Origin of the sequence: Candidatus Sordicultor fermentans (assembly GCF_012728195.1) — a bacterium.
In the GTDB taxonomy this organism is placed as follows: domain Bacteria; phylum Atribacterota; class Atribacteria; order Atribacterales; family Caldatribacteriaceae; genus Sordicultor; species Sordicultor fermentans.
This window is the reverse complement of the sequence record NZ_JAAYFP010000002.1, coordinates 1-15,642: the sequence shown is the minus strand read 5'-3', so window position 1 is coordinate 15,642 and position 15,642 is coordinate 1. Positions and strand designations below refer to the sequence as shown.

At 41.2% G+C, this 15,642-nt stretch carries 15 protein-coding genes; 10 read left to right on the top strand and 5 right to left on the bottom strand.

Annotated features, from left to right (window positions below; genetic code table 11):
• Window positions 1–2,064 carry a diguanylate cyclase gene (locus GXZ17_RS00090; RefSeq protein ID WP_409375256.1) on the bottom strand — a complete coding sequence of 688 codons (2,064 nt, stop codon included), beginning with the start codon at window positions 2,062–2,064 and terminating at the stop codon, window positions 1–3.
• A gap of 1,040 nt (window positions 2,065–3,104) precedes the next feature.
• On the opposite strand from GXZ17_RS00090, the gene GXZ17_RS00085 reads away from it, so the two are divergent.
• The 10 genes from GXZ17_RS00085 (at window position 3,105) to xylB (ending at window position 12,754) form a co-directional block, all read left to right on the top strand.
• Window positions 3,105–4,031, top strand: coding sequence for an aspartate carbamoyltransferase catalytic subunit (locus GXZ17_RS00085; protein WP_409375255.1), 927 nt, complete (start codon window positions 3,105–3,107; stop codon window positions 4,029–4,031).
• Complete coding sequence (locus tag GXZ17_RS00080) at window positions 4,028–4,711, top strand: amidohydrolase family protein (protein WP_409375254.1); 684 nt, start codon at window positions 4,028–4,030, stop codon at window positions 4,709–4,711. Before GXZ17_RS00085 ends, GXZ17_RS00080 begins: the two co-directional genes overlap by 4 nt.
• Before the next feature lie 63 nt (window positions 4,712–4,774).
• Window positions 4,775–5,332, top strand: coding sequence for a dihydroorotase (locus tag GXZ17_RS00075; RefSeq protein WP_409375253.1), 558 nt, complete (start codon window positions 4,775–4,777; stop codon window positions 5,330–5,332).
• A gap of 34 nt (window positions 5,333–5,366) precedes the next feature.
• Entirely contained in the window at window positions 5,367–6,239 is an 873-nt protein-coding gene (gene pyrF / locus GXZ17_RS00070; protein ID WP_409375252.1) for an orotidine-5'-phosphate decarboxylase, read from the top strand.
• A complete protein-coding gene (locus GXZ17_RS00065) occupies window positions 6,236–7,006 on the top strand; it encodes a dihydroorotate dehydrogenase electron transfer subunit (protein ID WP_409375251.1) in 771 nt (256 codons plus the stop codon). The genes pyrF and GXZ17_RS00065 overlap by 4 nt, the downstream gene beginning before the upstream one ends.
• Entirely contained in the window at window positions 7,000–7,908 is a 909-nt protein-coding gene (locus GXZ17_RS00060) for a dihydroorotate dehydrogenase (protein ID WP_409375250.1), read from the top strand. Before GXZ17_RS00065 ends, GXZ17_RS00060 begins: the two co-directional genes overlap by 7 nt.
• 4 nt (window positions 7,909–7,912) lie before the next feature.
• The gene (pyrE, locus tag GXZ17_RS00055) at window positions 7,913–8,506 is read left to right on the top strand and encodes an orotate phosphoribosyltransferase (RefSeq protein WP_409375249.1); all 594 of its coding nucleotides are present in this window, start codon (window positions 7,913–7,915) and stop codon (window positions 8,504–8,506) included.
• Window positions 8,499–9,698 (top strand): M20 family metallopeptidase, encoded by a 1,200-nt coding sequence (locus tag GXZ17_RS00050; protein ID WP_409375248.1) that lies wholly within the window; start codon window positions 8,499–8,501, stop codon window positions 9,696–9,698. Before pyrE ends, GXZ17_RS00050 begins: the two co-directional genes overlap by 8 nt.
• Before the next feature lie 232 nt (window positions 9,699–9,930).
• A complete protein-coding gene (locus GXZ17_RS00045; protein WP_409375247.1) occupies window positions 9,931–11,253 on the top strand; it encodes a hemolysin family protein in 1,323 nt (440 codons plus the stop codon).
• Window positions 11,228–12,754 carry a xylulokinase gene (gene xylB, locus GXZ17_RS00040; protein ID WP_409375246.1) on the top strand — a complete coding sequence of 509 codons (1,527 nt, stop codon included), beginning with the start codon at window positions 11,228–11,230 and terminating at the stop codon, window positions 12,752–12,754. The genes GXZ17_RS00045 and xylB overlap by 26 nt, the downstream gene beginning before the upstream one ends.
• On the opposite strand, the gene GXZ17_RS00035 is transcribed toward xylB, so the two are convergent.
• From GXZ17_RS00035 to GXZ17_RS00020, 4 genes are all read right to left on the bottom strand, one after another.
• Window positions 12,751–13,563 carry an S-adenosyl-l-methionine hydroxide adenosyltransferase family protein gene (locus GXZ17_RS00035; RefSeq protein WP_409375245.1) on the bottom strand — a complete coding sequence of 271 codons (813 nt, stop codon included), beginning with the start codon at window positions 13,561–13,563 and terminating at the stop codon, window positions 12,751–12,753. The two genes, xylB and GXZ17_RS00035, sit on opposite strands and share 4 nt — an antisense overlap.
• Window positions 13,551–13,802: a hypothetical protein gene (locus GXZ17_RS00030; RefSeq protein WP_409375244.1), complete on the bottom strand. Its 252-nt coding sequence runs from the start codon at window positions 13,800–13,802 to the stop codon at window positions 13,551–13,553. The genes GXZ17_RS00035 and GXZ17_RS00030 overlap by 13 nt, the downstream gene beginning before the upstream one ends.
• Before the next feature lie 58 nt (window positions 13,803–13,860).
• The gene (ilvE, locus tag GXZ17_RS00025; protein ID WP_409375243.1) at window positions 13,861–14,772 is read right to left on the bottom strand and encodes a branched-chain-amino-acid transaminase; all 912 of its coding nucleotides are present in this window, start codon (window positions 14,770–14,772) and stop codon (window positions 13,861–13,863) included.
• A 79-nt stretch (window positions 14,773–14,851) separates the two neighbouring features.
• Window positions 14,852–15,379: a Gx transporter family protein gene (locus GXZ17_RS00020; protein ID WP_409375242.1), complete on the bottom strand. Its 528-nt coding sequence runs from the start codon at window positions 15,377–15,379 to the stop codon at window positions 14,852–14,854.
• Window positions 15,380–15,642 lie beyond the last annotated feature (263 nt).

Genomic DNA, 15,642 nt, shown 5'->3' with positions numbered 1-15,642 from the left:
TTAGTCAATGATGTGGGAAGGTGAAGAAGAAAAAAAGTCGTCTTGATAAGAAACTACTCGATTTCTGCCTTGCTTTTTTGCCTGGTAAAGGGCTTGGTCGGCTTTGATTAATAGCTCTCTTGCGTTTTGGGCATCCTCGGGGTACGAGGCAACACCTAAACTAATAGTGAATTTTTCCGGCCCTTCGTTGCCTTTTCGAGAGAAATCCTCTACCTTCTGGCGTATTCTTTCCGCCACTTTTTGAGCTTCTTCTTTTTCTTCGTGCAGTATGATAATGAATTCTTCTCCTCCAAAACGAAATACCAGGTCTTCTTCTCTAACACTGGATGTTAGTATTTTCCCTAAGTCCTGGAGAATTTTATCTCCAGCGAGGTGACCATAGTTATCATTTATTTTTTTGAACAGGTCAATATCAACTATGACTAAAGAAAGAGGATGATTATCTGATTGAGCAGCTTCAAATTCCTGAGAAAACTTTTTTTCGAAAAATCCCCGGTTAAAAAGCTGGGTGAGAGAGTCAGTAATAGCCATTCTTTGAGCGGTTTCTTTTTCCTGGTCTGTTTCCATAAGCTTCAGGTCTAATTTGGCCAGGACGATTTCCAATTCCTGAGTTCGCTCTTCTAACTCCTGGTTGAGAAGTTTTATCTCTTCTAAAGCTTGTTCCAGCTCTTCTTCTTTTTCCTCTATTTTCTGGAGGTTGGTAATTACCATCAGGGTTCCCATTATTTCTTCCTTTATAGTCAAGGGACTGGTGGAAAGAAGTACAGGAATTATCTTACCCTCTGAAGATAAGAGGTAAGACCTTTCCGTCTTTTTATCTCTACTGCTATCCCATTTACAGAGATAGGGTATTTTTTCTTTTTCTCCAGAGGGGAACAGCTCGCCGATATCTTTTCCGATTAGGTCTTCTTCAGAATATTCAGTGAGTTCTATCAACCGGGAGTTGATAAATTTCAACTTTCCTTCTGGACTTAAAACCAGCACCCCTTGATTCATTTGCTGGAGCAAGGTTTTGAGATAAGTTTGTTCCTTGAGAAGCAACATTTCTCTTTCTTCTATGGCCTGGCGCATATAGTCTAAGACACTTGATAGCTGCTTTATTTCTTGAGGGCCACCTACAAGAGGAGAAAGAGAATAATCTCCCCGGGCGTATTCTTGAGCTATAGAAGAAAGCAAGGAAAGGGGTTGAGATAATTTCCTCAATAGTAGATAAAGGAACAAAATAGTAATAGCCAGAATTAATATTCCTAAAATTATACCAATTTTTAAAGTTCTTTGAGAATAGCTTAAAATTTCTTCCTTCTGGATACTGGCTACTGCTTTCCAGGAAGAGTGGGGGATGTCTTCCATCCATATCAAGTAATCTTTTCCCTGAAGACGTTGTGTTGCAGGAGACTGATTTTCTAAAGGAAGAGTGGGGAAAGTTTTCCCGATGTTTTCGGAATTGGTAGAGAGTAAAATGTTATTATTCTGGTCCAGGATGGTGATTCTTCCGGTCTTAAGGAATTGAGTGGAAGATACAAATTGCCTGATTTTTCCCTGTTCTAAAGTCATTCCCCCTGCTATTGCTCCCTGAAATTCCCCATTTTCTATTACAGGAATGCTACAGGATACAATGTTGGTGTCTAATATGGATTTTATGTGACCGCCCAGATAAGGTTTTAAGGATTCTCGAGTTTTTTGGAAATATTCTCTATGACTGAGGTTTTCTCCGATTAGCGCTTCTCGGCTCTCCGGCCAGGCTTTTATTACTATTCCATCTCGATTAAGCACTAATATAGCGTCATCAAAAGATTGGAACAAGTGATTTATCAGATAAGGCTCTACTTTATTTTCTTTTAACATTTTAGCCAATAATAAAAGATCGCTTGTTCTTTCTTCCATAGCCTGGGAGATATTTTGCTGAGTGAGGCGAACGATGGTTTGCATAGTGTCGAAAGCTTGAGCAATAGAGTGCTGGATAGAGGAATGGTACCCCAAATAGCCAAAAATAGATACAGTAAAAACAAAAACCAAAGTAGTTAAAATTATTAAACCGGAAGAGAAAGAATACCTTTTTAGCATAAAGAGATTTTATCATAAATTACAAAAAGATAGATATTTCCTTATAAATTTAGCTTTTTTGTTATCATGATTACGGTAGAGAGCAGAGCTATAAAAAAAGCTTTCCCTCCCTCATAACCCCGAACTATAGAAGGTAAGCCCCCTATCACCCCTTTCTTATCTGGATTTGTGAGGAGTAAGCGATGAAGTAATCTCGCTTTTTTGAGTCTCAACTTTTCTTTTTCGTCATTGTATGTTAAGGGGGTATCAAATAACTTATAAAGGGCGGTTACCCCTAATCCCAAAAGAGAAAAAATTAGCAGTCTGTAGCGCTAAAAACAAAAAATAGAACAATCAACGATGTAATATTAAAGGCAGAAGCATAAGCAAAAAAGAAAAAGCTCTTCCTCAACATAAGGGGGGAACTCCTTCCGGAGGAAGAAAGTGTAGAGAGGGGTTGAGAGTGAGAGCGGTTTCTCTTCTCTTTCTGAGAAAAAAATGAAAGACGAGATTATCACGGAATGCGGCACAAACAATCCTCGCAATAACGACAATCTACGACATAAAAAGGAAAAAAGTAAAGATTATACTGGAAGGAAAACACTCTATTATACCTGTTACAGCAGTTTCTGTGGTTAACTGTAATAAAGTTCGGATTTTCTGGCGATTGATTGACAGAGGAATAATTTATGAGTATCCTAGTTCAGGGTTTTGAAAGTGGAGAAAGAGAAGTTCAAAAATGGTAGAAACCTCTCGTATCTGGCGAGGGGTTTTTGTGTGTTCTTGGCAAAAACTATGACTATTTTTCTTCTATGATAAGTATGAGAAAATATCAAAAAGATACCATCCTCCACCGGGGAACATGGCTGGATTGTCAAAAATAAGTGAAAATCTCTATCACAGCAGAGAGGAAGTGATAATACCTCTCAAGTTCTGAAATCTCATTGATAGATTTATCAGGTTAATGAGCTATGGAATATAAAATCACATTTTGAGGCAAGAGGTGGTAAGAATAGTCAATTGTCCCTCTTACTTGATTTTTAATAAGGAGGGTTAGAGAAGTGAAATGGAAGCACAAAGATCTTCTGGGAATCAATCTTTTAAGTAAAGAAGAGATTGAATATCTCCTGGAGAGAGGAAAATATTTTCGGGAATTCTTAGATTGCTCCCCTAAAAAAATGAAATATGGAGAAGGTTACTGTCTGGTTAATTTTTTCTTAGAACCCAGTACTCGAACTCGAGTTTCATTTGAGACAGCCGGCCGGCTCCTGGGGATGGAGGTTGTAAACTTTACCAGTGAAGCAAGTAGTTTCCAGAAGGGAGAAAGCTTAGAAGATACAGCTAAAACTCTTTCCCGGATGAAGTTTGATGTTTTAGTGGTGCGTCATCACCAAAGTGGAGTAGCGGAATATCTGGCTCAACTTTTACCCCTTCATGTGATAAATGCTGGTGATGGGATGCGAGAACATCCCACCCAGGCTCTTCTTGACCTTTTGACTTTACAGAGAAAATTTGGATACTTTCAAGGATTAAAGGTAGCTATAGTAGGGGATATTTTGCACAGTCGGGTGGCTCGCTCTCTTACTTTAGGTTTGAAAAAATTAGGAGCAGAGGTTTTTTTCTCTGGCCCTCCCACTCTTCTTCCTCTGGCGATGGAACACCTGGGAGCTAAAATAATTTTCCCTGTAGAAGAAGCAGTTAAAGGGGTTGATGTAATATATCTTTTGCGTATTCAAAAAGAAAGACAGGAAGCTGGCTATTTTCCCAGTATCCGGGAATATGCTCATTTTTTTGGTTTGAAAGAAAAATGGCTGGACAGGGAAAATAGTAGGCCACTTATTATGCATCCCGGACCGGTGAACCGGGGGGTAGAGATTGGTTATAGTTTCACGGAAGAGGACTTTTCTCTGATAGAAGAACAGGTAACCTGTGGAGTGGCTGTAAGAATGGCGACTTTGGAAACTTTGCTTCAAGGAGAAGAACAATGAAAAAAATTCTAATTAAAGGTGGAACTCTGGTTTTTCCCCAAAAAGGGGTTTTCCAGGATGTCGATATATTACTGGAAAGTGGGTTAATAACTCGAATAGGAAAAGGCATAGAAGATTCCCGGGCTCACCTCATTAATGCTTCTAATCTCCTGGTGGGTCCAGGTTTTATCAACATCCATGTTCATTTACGAGAGCCAGGGAGAGAAACTGAGGAAAATCTTCTTACCGGAAGTCGAGCTGCAGCACGAGGAGGATTCACGTCAGTAGTCTCGATGCCTAATACGCATCCTCCTATTGATAATCCTATTTTAGTTCGTTATCTTCTCCTTCGAGCAAAAGAGATAGGACTGGTTAATATTTTTCCTGCCGGAGCGATAACTGTAGGCTTAGAAGGAAAAGAAATGGCAGAATATGGACTGTTGAAGGAAGCAGGGGTTATAGCTCTGAGTGATGACGGTCGGGGAGTACAGGATGCTCGCCTTCTCTATTTAGCTTTCCAGTATGCTCAATATTTTAATCTTCCTTTTATTCTTCATGAAGAAGATGAAAATTTATCTCGGGATGGAGAGATTAGCGAAGGTAAGGTAGCCACTCTCTCAGGAAAAAGAGCTATTCCCCGGGTGGCAGAAGAATCTCTAATGGCGCGAGATCTGGTTCTGGCTTATCGAACCGGTGCTTGAGTTCATTTTACTCATCTTTCTACCTCCCTGGAGGTTGAGCTTTTACGTTGGTTTCAGGAAAAAATGCCAGTTAGTGCCGATGTTACTCCTCATCATCTGCTTTTAATCGAGGATGATGTTTTAGGGTTGGGAACCGAAGCCAAAGTAAAGCCTCCCTTGCGTTCTTTAGAAGATCAAAAAGCACTGAAAGAAGGAATAAAGGAAGGAGTAATATCCATACTTGCTTCTGACCATGCTCCCCACCCTTCTGAAGATAAAAGTCGTAGTTTTAGCGAAGCTCCTTTCGGAATATCCAATCTGGAAATAACCGTTCCTCTTTATGCTAAAGCTTTAATAGAAGAAGGAATAATCAACTGGGTGGAGCTGTGGGAAAAACTGAGTTATAATCCGGCACTCTTTTTAGGGCTCGACAACAAAGGGATTCTGGAAGAAGGAAGAGATGCTGACATCACCATTGTGGATCCAGGAACCAGAAAAAGAGTCGAAGTTTCTAATTTTGAATCACAAGGGAAAAATTGTCCTTTCGAGAATTGGTCTTTACCGGGGTGGCCGGTTTACACTATAGTAGATGGTAGAATAGTAATGGCAGAAGGGAGCATCGTAGAAAGTGAATTTTGCTGACCGGGTGATAAAAAAGACGCAGGAGAAGGGACCTTTGGCTGTAGGCCTAGATCCTCACTTCCAGCTTCTACCTCCTTATCTGTGGGAGAAATGGGTAGAAAAAGAGGGAAAAACATGGGAAGCACTTTCTCATTGTGTTTTAGAGTTTAATTCTCTTATTTTGCAGGCTCTTTCTCCAGTAGTGGGATTTGCAAAAATTCAAGTAGCTTTTTATGAAGCTTTGGGAGTGCCGGGAATGGCGGTTTTGAAAAAGACCATTGAGGAAGCCCAGAAAAAGGATTTTATAGTAATTCTGGATGGGAAGAGGAATGACATCGCCAGCACTGCTACTTTTTATGCTCAAGGCTATCTTTCTCAATTAGAGGTAGGAAAAGATAGTTGTTTGCCCTCTTTCTGGGATGTTGATGCTATAACTGTTAATCCCTATTTAGGTGAAGACAGCTTGCAGCCCTTTTTTGAGGAAGCTAAAAAAGAAGACAAAGGAGTGTTTGTCTTGACTCGTACCACTAATCCTTCTGCACCCTTTATTCAGGATGTGGGAGAAGAAAAAGTCTTCATTCGCGTGGCCCGATTAGTGGAGAAGTGGGGAGAAGGAGTAAGGGGAGAGAGTGGATTTAGCTCTTTAGGAATAGTGGTAGGAGCCACTTATTCTGAAGACATGAGGTTTTTACGGGAAGAGTTCCCTTCTCTTTTATTTCTTGTGCCTGGGGTGGGAGCTCAGAGAGGAGATTTTTCTTCTCTTCGTTTTGCTTTTCGAGAAGATGGAGAGGGGGCGCTTGTAACTATTTCTCGAGATATAATTTTTTCTTATCTAAAAGAGAAGAGCAATGAAGGTTGGGGATTTGAAGAAAAAGCAAGGGATAGGGCTATATTTTACCAGGAAAAGTTGAGAGAAATTTTAAAATGAGTGAAGCCGTAATAGAAGAAAAGAAGTGCTGGGGAGAGCGATTTGTCCAGTTGAGGTTGAAAGAAGAGGAAATAGCCCGCTGTGCTCGACCAGGGCAGTTTGTCATGGTAAGGGTACAGGAGGGGTTTGACCCTTTATTGCGTCGTCCCTTGGCAGTTATGAAAGTGGAAGAAAGTAGTTTCTACCTTTTCTGGGAAATAGTAGGCAGGGGGACAAAAATTCTTTCTTCTTTGAATGTGGGAAGTAAATTAGAGGTATTAGGGCCTCTGGGTAGGGGATTCTCTCTTTCTCCCTCTCAGGCTTTGATTGTTGCAGGTGGAAGAGGAATAACTCCTCTTTACTTTTTGGCCTCCCATTTTAAGGAAAATAAAATTCCTTTTACTTTTTTCCTGGGGGTGAAAGATAAGGAGGAGCTGTTTATGGTTGATTTTTTGCAAGATTTTCCTGGTGCTTATTTTTGGAGTTGCGAGGAGCCGGTAGAGGGAGGTTTTTGCGGGACGGTGCTTTCTCTTTTTCATACCTGGCTTGAAGATAAATCTTTTTCTCCTGGAACTGGAGTTTATGCCTGCGGTCCAGAGGGAATGTTGAAAAATCTTTATAGAGAAGGAAAAACACAGAATTTCCCCTTAGAGGTTTCTTTAGAGACTTTTATGGGTTGTGGTTTTGGGGCATGTATGAGTTGTGCAGTAGAAAAGAGCAATGGTAAGGGTTATTTTCATGTCTGTAAAGATGGTCCCGTGTTTTTAGCTCAGGAATTGAAATGGTGAATCTGGCAGTAAGTCTGGGAAAATTAAATTTAAAAAATCCAGTGATTTTGGCCTCCGGTACCTGCGGCTATGGGAGAGAAATTTCCCCCTATCTGGATTTAAATAAAGTGGGGGCAATAACAGTGAAGGGTTTAAGTTATTACCCTTTTTCCGGGAATCCTCCTCCTCGATTACGAGAAGTATACGCTGGAGTCCTCAATTCCATTGGTTTAGAAAATAAAGGTGTTTATGACTTTATTCAGGAAGATCTTCCCTTTCTTTCTTCTTTTGATACTCGCCTTTTGGTTAACATCTGGGGAGAAACAGCAAACGAGTTTGTGCGGGTGGCACAAGAGTTAGACAGGTTTGAGAGAGTGGATGCACTGGAGCTTAATGTTTCCTGTCCTAATATGGAAAGAGGAGGAGCAGTTTTTTGTTCTGACTTGGAAATTCTAAAATCTATAGTAGGCGGAGTGAGAGATGCGACCCGAAAACCTCTGATTGTAAAATTGGGTCCTGAAGTAAAGGAATGGGGGAAAACTCTGGATATTCTAGAGAATGAGGGGGCGGATATCCTAAGTCTTACTAATTCTTTTCCTGCTCTTTTTGTAGATGTGGGAGAAATGGATTTTTTCTTTAAGCGAAAATTTGCTGGACTCTCTGGTCCAGCTATTAAACCTCTGGCTCTGAAAATGGTTTATGAGGTGGTAAACTATAGCTCTCTTCCGGTTATTGGAATGGGAGGAATTGTTAGTGCTGATGATGCTCTGGAGTTTCTCCTGGTAGGAGCGAAAGCGGTGGCTCTGGGAGTGGCCAATTTTGTGGATCCTGCTTCAGCTCTGTCTATTTTGGAGGGAATCGAACAGTACTTAGAAAGCAAAGGAATAGAAAGTTTAGAAGACTTAATCGGGAGGGTGAAATGATACAATGGAGAAAGAAGAAATATTAGAAATTTTTCGCGAGACGGGAGCTTTTCTGGAGGGGCATTTTCTTCTTACCTCTGGTTTGCACAGCCCTGTTTATATAGAGAAATTTAAGGTTTTGCAATTTCCTCGATATGTGGAGATTCTGGCCGGGGAAATAGCTCACCATTTTTCGGGAGAAAAAATAGACGTGGTAGCAGGACCAGCGGTAGGGGGGATAATTTTAGCTTATGAAGTAGCCCGTCAGTTAGGAGTAAGAATGGCTTTTACTGAGCGAGAAGAGGGAAAGATGGTTTTCCGTCGTGATTTTCAGCTGAAGAAAGGAGACCGGGTTTTAATTGTGGAGGATGTGGTAACCACTGGAGCCTCAGTAGAGGAAGTAATAAAGGCGGTGGAGGGAACCGAAGCCCAGATTGTGGGAATAGGAGTTTTAGTGAATCGCGGCACAAAGAAAATACCTTTCCCTTACCCTTTTTATCCTCTTTTGGAGATAGAAGCACAAACTTATTCTCCGGAAGAGTGTCCTCTGTGTCAGAAAAAAATTACCTTGCAAAAGAGAGGTAGCCGTTACCTCTCACAGGAGGAAAGTCGTGCCTGATTGGAAAGCTTTGTTAGATAATGAGTTTGACCTTTTCGAGCCTATCAATCTGGCTCAAAATTTGGTGCGTATTCCCAGTGTCTCGGGGGAAGGAGGCGAGGTAGAGCTTGCTCGTTTTATTGCCAATTACTTCATCGACCGCCAGATTAAGGTAGAATGGCAAGAAGTGGAAGAGGGAAGAGCAAACCTGATTGCTGAAATAGAAGGAATTTTAGGAGAAGGTCCTAACCTCCTTTTTAATGGTCATCTTGATACCGTTCCTCTGGGTAGTGGCTGGACTTATCCTCCTCTGGGAGGAGAAATTATAGAAAATCGGCTTTATGGGCGGGGAGCCTGTGATATGAAGGGAGCCTTAGCTTCTATGATGTATGCTGCTTATATAGTTTCTCTCTTTGCTCCCTCCCTCTATGGTAAGCTAAAATTAGTTTTTGTGGTGGATGAAGAAGGAAGCAATTTGGGGGTAAAGCACTGGATAAAGTCTTATAGAGAGAGGGAAGAGGTGATAGACTTTGCTCTGGTGGGTGAACCTACCGGTCTCAATATCAGTTTAGGCCATCGAGGGGTAGCGGCCTACCAGGTAAAAGTAAGGGGAAAATCATGTCATATGGGAATAGCCGAGCGAGGAGTAAACGCTATTTATCTTGCTTCTCAGGTGATACAATCTATAGAGAAAAAAAATCAAGAATTGAAAAAATTTGCCGATCCTGATCTGGGGAATCCCACTTTACACGTAGGTAGAATTCAAGGAGGGACATTTCCTAATGTAGTTCCTGATACTTGCGGTTTTGAGGTAGACGTACGCACCGTTCCTGATTTCCCTCTGGGGAGAATGGAAGAAACTCTGCAGGATATTTTGGACAGTGTTCAACAAGAAAAAGAGCTGAAATTCAACTACCAGATTGACCAATCTATTCCTTATCTTCCTCCGGTAAAAATTAGTAGAGACTTAGAAGGAGTTAAAATTCTCTCTCGCTCTATCAGCGATGTTCCTGGAGAAATACCCACATTTGCCCCTTTTCCCGCTTCCTGTGAAGCTTCTTTTCTGGTAGAAGCAGGAATACCTACTTTGATATTTGGACCGGGCAGAATTGAAGAAGCTCATACTGCCAACGAGTTTGTTTCTATTACCCAAATAGTGGCAGCTTCTCGCATTTATTCCCTTTTAGCTCTACGCTTTTTGGGAGGGGAATGAGCTTAAGGGTGGTTTTATTTTTCAAATATGGTAAAATGTCAGTGGAGAAGGAGAGTGGGAGAATTAATTTAATGTCAGAAGATGTAGATTCCCCGAGTAACAGGCGCCAGAGAGCGCTTGCTGCTTGGTCTGTTTTTTATACTGTCCAGATCATGCTTTCTTTTTATAGAGCCTGCTTAAAGGAGCTTCGTTCGCTGTTTCTTCTCACTTCCGGGAGGTTGTATTACATCTTATGGGATATTTAGCTACTATTCTTCTCATTTTGCTTTTAATTTCTATCAACGCCTTTTTCGCTGCTTCAGAAATTGCTTTGATTTCTACTCGTCGGGTGAAATTGAAGCTGATGAAAGAAGATTCCCAAGAGTTAGAAGCTATTCAGCACCTCCTAGAGAGGCCTAATGAATTTTTAGCTACCATTCAGATTTGTATAACTTTAGCTGGTTTTTTTGCCAGCGCTACCGGGGCGGTTTCTCTTTCTCGAGAATTAGGTAGAAAACTGGAAAGTACCTCGCTACCGATATTGGGAACTCTGGGAGAGGAGCTGGCGGTTATTTTAGTTACTTTTGTAATTTCTTACCTGAATTTAGTTCTGGGAGAATTGGTTCCCAAGAGAATGGCTTTAGCTAATCCAGAGAAATTTGCTCTTCGGATAGCTCGACCCATAGTTTTCTTGTCTCGAGTGTTTAAGCCTCTGGTAACCCTTCTTTCTGCTTCTACTGATTTTATATCCCGTATTCTGGGAATTCCTCAGGAGTCAGTATATTCAGTTACTGATGAAGAACTGAAATTGTTCATTGCTGAACAAAGAACTTTGCCACCTGATGAGAGAAGATTAATTAACGAAGTTTTTGACTTTGGAGATACTTTAGCCTATGAAGTGATGACTCCTCGCACCGATATGGTATGCATAGAGGATAATGCTACTATAAAAGATGCCTTAGAGCTTTCCTTGCAGAGCCATTTTTCTCGTCTTCCAGTTTACCAGGGTGATTTAGATAATATCATAGGGTTTGTGCATATTAAAGATATTTTGCCCCATTTGAGTAAAGGAGATATGAATAAGCCGGTAAGAGAGATAATGCGTCCCATCCATTTTGTTCCTCTTACCAAAAGAGCCATGGAGCTCTTGAAGGAGTTGCAACAGAAGAGAATTAACATGGCTATTGTTCTGGATGAATATGGAGGTACAGCAGGATTAGTTACCATTGAAGATCTTTTAGAAGAATTGGTGGGAGAAATAAGAGACGAGCATGACCGGGAAACTGCTCCTTATCGGAAGATCGGGGATGATGAGTATCTGGTAGATGCTTCCCTGCCCATTGAGAGCCTCAATGAACTTTTGGGTTTATCGCTTCCTGAGAGCGAAGAGTTTGAGTCGGTAGGAGGCTTGATTATGGAACTTTTGGGGAAAGTTCCCGAGGAAGGAGAAATGGTAGAAGTGGATGATTATCAGCTAAAAGTGGAAAGAATGAAAGGGAAAAGGATCCTCACCCTGCGTCTGTGGGTGAAAAAGAAAGGAGAGGAAGAAAATGGGGAAGCTAATTATAGCTCATGATTTAGGAACTACCGGTAACAAAGCTACTCTTTTTAGCGAAGAAGGAGAAAAAATAGCCAGTGAGTTTTTTGGGTATGATACTTATTTTCCTGATGCTCTTTCAGTAGAACAGAATGCAGAAGACTATTGGGAGGCGGTGGTTTGTTCTACTCGCCGGTTACTGGAAAAAGGAAAAGTAAAAAAGGAAGATATTGGAGTTATTTCTTTTTCTGGACAAATGATGGGAGCATTACCGGTGGATAAAAATGGTCAACCTCTCTATCGTATTCTTATCTGGGCAGATAGGAGAGGAGTAGAAGAAGTAGAATGGATAAAAGAAAGGATAGGGGAGGACCGGATTTATCAATTGACCGGCCATCGTCTCAGTGCTAACTATTCCCTGGCAAAAATTCTCTGGTTTCGTAATCACTTACCAGAAATTTATAATAAGGCCCATAAGTTTCTTTTAGCTAAAGATTTTGTGGTTTTTAGGTTGACCGGTCAGTGGGCAACCGACTTTTCCGATGCTTCAGGAACCAATCTTTTTGATCTGGCTCGGGAAACCTGGTCAGAGGAGATACTGGAGAAAGTAAACATAGAAGAGGATAAGCTTCCTCCTCTCTATCCTTCTACAATGGTGGTGGGAGAAGTTACTAAGGAAGCGGGCGAAGAATGCGGACTTTTACCTGGAACTCCGGTGGTCATTGGGGGAGGAGACGGTCCTTGCGCTGCTTGCGGGGCGGGGGTAGTGGGAGAAGGAGAAGCCTATCTTTATCTTGGTTCTTCTTCCTGGATTGCTTTTGCCTCTTCTCAACCTTTTTATGACCCGGAGAAAAGGACTTTCACCTTTCATCATTTAGAAAAAGGTCTTTTTATGCCCACAGGCACTATGCAATCGGCTGGTGGATCATATCAGTGGTGTCGAGATGCGCTTTGCGAGAGGGAAAAAATTCTGGCTCAAGAGCTGGGAGTAAGTGCTTATCAATTGATGGATTTAGAGGCCAGCAAGGTCCCTCCTGGGTGCGATGGTTTACTTTTTCTCCCTTATCTTTTAGGTGAGAGAGCTCCATGGTGGAATCCTCATGCTCGAGGAGCATTCATAGGCTTAACCCCCTCTCATAATAAACCCTACCTTATTCGATCGGTTCTCGAAGGCGTCAGTCTTAATCTTCGGATAATACTTGATGCTTTTCGAGAACAAGGACTCTGTCCTGACGCTTTGCGCCTCATCGGCGGAGGAGCAAAGGGAGATTTTTGGTCTAACCTTTTGGCTCAAGTTCTGGGAGTAGAAATTTTGCGTCCTCGATATCTGGAGGAGGCTACTTCCTTAGGGGCGGCTATTGCTGGGGGAGTGGGAGTGGGGATATTTAAGGGATTAGAAGTGGCAAAGGAATTGATAGAGATAGAAGACCATTTTTCGCCTCGGGCGGAAACAGTGGAGACCTACAATCGTTTGTACCCCATATTTAAAAAAGCTTATTTTTCTCTTCTTCCAGTGTTTGATGATTTGAGTTCCTTTTAAGGAATGAATTTTTGGAGAAGAACTTTTTCCCCTCCCCTTGCTTTTGTTATTACTTGAGCACTACCCTGGTAAGCAGCAATCTCTAAATACCCTGAGCTATCGGGGTGGACGAAAAGCTCTCCCTGGGAAACTGCAGCGTAGGGAAGTTGATAAGTAGCTATAAATTTTTTATTCTCTATCTGGATAATCAACTTTTCTCCCTCTTTTATTTCTATCTCCTGGAGATAATCTCTGGGAAGATTGGTTTCTAGATTGCCAAAGCGGTCGGTATAAGCTATCTCGCCTTGCAAGCTGTGATTTTTAATCTCGGGTTTCTGGTAGGGTAAAAAAGTCAAATCTTTGAGATCCACGGGAGAGCCCAGCTTATCAATCGGTATTCCTCTGGATAAGTGAGCGGCACAGGGGGCAAATATGTCTCTTCCATGGAAAGTAGAGGAGGGAAGAGGGTGGTAAAAATATTGAGGATGGTTTAACTCTATTATTCTTACCACCTTTTCATTTTCAGCTATTAAGGTGAAAAGACCATTATCAGGGCCCACAAAAGTATAGCCTTTTTCCAGTTGCAGAGCTAAAGCTTTTCTTTCTGTTCCTACTCCATAGTCTACCACGGCTAAAAATATGCTTTCCGATGGAAAATCGAGAAACGCCCGGAAGAGCACATACATTGCTTCTCGAACGTTAAAAACTTCCACTTCATGAGTCAGGTCAATGATTTCCACCTGAGGATTTATCTTTTTAATTACCGCTTTGGTTACTCCTACATAATAACTTTTATGTCCCCAGTCAGTTAAAAAAGCTATGTAAGGCATGATTTACCGATAAAAATAATTTTATTCTTTTTCAGGCTATCCAGAGTTTTATAAATGAGGAGAAGAGAGGTAAAAGTTGATCCTCTTCTCGCTGCCCCAACACTGACTGCTTCCAAACTCACTGCTAAAGTCCTCCTTTTTTTAGCTTTAAGATGGAGGGTTCCTTCGTTCATTATTTTTCCAAAAAACTGATTAAAGTCTTTGAGTGGTGGGGAAAACCTTTCTTTTATATCACGCATCCCTTCTTGGTTCTCTTTAAAGGATTCTTGTGGACTGGTAATTAACCCCTTCACTTCACTATAACTTGGTTAACCAGCTTTCATAATCTGGTTCTTCTCCTTTCGCCGCCCGGAAAAAGACTTCTTGCAGGAGACGAGTTATCTCTCCTCGTTTTCCTGTGCCAATTGTTCTTCCATCTACTTCTATGATGGGAGTAATTTCCGCTGCTGTTCCAGTAAAGAAAGCTTCATCTGCGAGATAAAGGTCATCTCGAGTGCAGAGAGTTTCTTTCACTTCCATGCCCAGTTTACGGGCGATTTTTATTACCGTATCCCGGGTAATACCTAAAAGAATGGAGTAAGGGTGAGGGGTAAAAATTACTCCATCTTTCACATAAAATATGTTCTCTCCGCTCCCTTCAGAAACAAAGCCATTGATATCTAATAAAATTGCTTCGTCATAGCCTAAATCTTTTGCTTCTACTTTGGCTAAACTTGAGTTTAGATAATTGGCACTGGTTTTAGCTCGGGGAGAACCAGAATTAACGTAAGTCCTGGTGTAAGAGGATATTTTGGCTCGAATGCCTTCTTTAATTCCCTTTTCTCCCATGTAAGCTCCCCAGCGCCATACTGCTATTACGCAATCGACACCACAAGATGAAGGGTCTATCCCCATTTCTCCATACCCCCGGAAGACGATCGGTCTTATATAACATTCCTCTACTTTGTTAGCTTTAATGGTGTCTATTATCCCTTTTTCCAGTTCTTCCGGAGAATAAGGAATAGCCATACGCACGATATGGGCTGAGTCATAAAGCCTTTTCAGGTGGTCCTGTAGACGGAATACTGCAGGACCACTATTGGTTTTGTAACAGCGGATTCCTTCAAAAATGGCTGTTCCGTAGTGCAGAGCATGGGTTAAGACGTGAACTTTAGCTTCCTTCCAGGGTACCAAATCACCGTTTATCCAGATTTTTTCTAATTCTTGCATTTCAACGCTCCTTATCTTATATTGCATTCCTTATATTCTATTAGATGAAGGCAAATTTGCCAATGCAGGGGAAAGAAAATTAGGACGGAGAAAATATTTTTTCTTCCCACCGTACTAAAAACTTTCCCAAATAGCCTATCAATAAACCAGTGGGAAGAGAAAAAAGGACGAGGAAAGGAAGGTAGTAAAAAATACTCTGGCTTTTCATATAAAAATATGCTATTGCTAACTGTCCCAAATTATGAGAAAGTGCTCCCACAATGCTGACTACCAAAAGAGAAAATCCCTTTTTTTGAGAGAGAAACATGCCTCCTAAGCTGGCTAATCCTCCTCCTAAGCTTAAGAAAAAGCCTACTCCTAAGTTGCCACTTAAGATATTGCCCAGCACGATGCGCAATATAGCTACCTCTATGGCTTCTATCCAATTTCCCCTCCATAAAATTGTCAAAGTTACCACATTGGCCAAACCTAATTTTGCTCCCGGCAGGAAAAAAGAAGGAAGCATACCCTCTAATATGTGTAACACTATGCCCAGTGAAACTAAAATCCCTAGACGAGCTGTGTTAGCCGCATTTATGTTTGTTTTCACGGAGATATTATATAGCATAGTTATGGTTAACTGCAAAAGCCGTTGTAATGTCGATAGTATCAATCTATTGGAGGGGTATTTTTTTGTTTTTCCTCTATTATTAGTTTTTAATCTTTTTCCATTCAGTATAGAGTTACTGCCAACTTCCTATGTCAATGCTCTTTAGTTAAATTTTTGTTTTTTTCTTAAAACAGCATATACAATCTTAACATACTGTCTAGCCAGGCATAAAAGAGCTTTTCGATGAGTTTTTCCTTCCCTCCTTTTCTTTTCATAATAGC

Excerpts from the sequence above, each read along its gene's own strand:
- GXZ17_RS00020 (WP_409375242.1), bottom strand. The coding sequence starts at position 15,379 with ATGCTATATAATATCTCCGTGAAAACAAACATAAATGCGGCTAACACA.
- GXZ17_RS00080 (WP_409375254.1), top strand. The coding sequence starts at position 4,028 with ATGAAAAAAATTCTAATTAAAGGTGGAACTCTGGTTTTTCCCCAAAAA.
- GXZ17_RS00090 (WP_409375256.1), bottom strand. The coding sequence starts at position 2,064 with ATGCTAAAAAGGTATTCTTTCTCTTCCGGTTTAATAATTTTAACTACT.
- GXZ17_RS00030 (WP_409375244.1), bottom strand. The coding sequence starts at position 13,802 with ATGCGTGATATAAAAGAAAGGTTTTCCCCACCACTCAAAGACTTTAAT.
- GXZ17_RS00060 (WP_409375250.1), top strand. The coding sequence starts at position 7,000 with ATGGTGAATCTGGCAGTAAGTCTGGGAAAATTAAATTTAAAAAATCCA.
- pyrE (WP_409375249.1), top strand. The coding sequence starts at position 7,913 with ATGGAGAAAGAAGAAATATTAGAAATTTTTCGCGAGACGGGAGCTTTT.
- GXZ17_RS00065 (WP_409375251.1), top strand. The coding sequence starts at position 6,236 with ATGAGTGAAGCCGTAATAGAAGAAAAGAAGTGCTGGGGAGAGCGATTT.
- GXZ17_RS00045 (WP_409375247.1), top strand. The coding sequence starts at position 9,931 with ATGGGATATTTAGCTACTATTCTTCTCATTTTGCTTTTAATTTCTATC.
- xylB (WP_409375246.1), top strand. The coding sequence starts at position 11,228 with ATGGGGAAGCTAATTATAGCTCATGATTTAGGAACTACCGGTAACAAA.
- GXZ17_RS00035 (WP_409375245.1), bottom strand. The coding sequence starts at position 13,563 with ATGCCTTACATAGCTTTTTTAACTGACTGGGGACATAAAAGTTATTAT.
- ilvE (WP_409375243.1), bottom strand. The coding sequence starts at position 14,772 with ATGCAAGAATTAGAAAAAATCTGGATAAACGGTGATTTGGTACCCTGG.
- GXZ17_RS00075 (WP_409375253.1), top strand. The coding sequence starts at position 4,775 with ATGCCAGTTAGTGCCGATGTTACTCCTCATCATCTGCTTTTAATCGAG.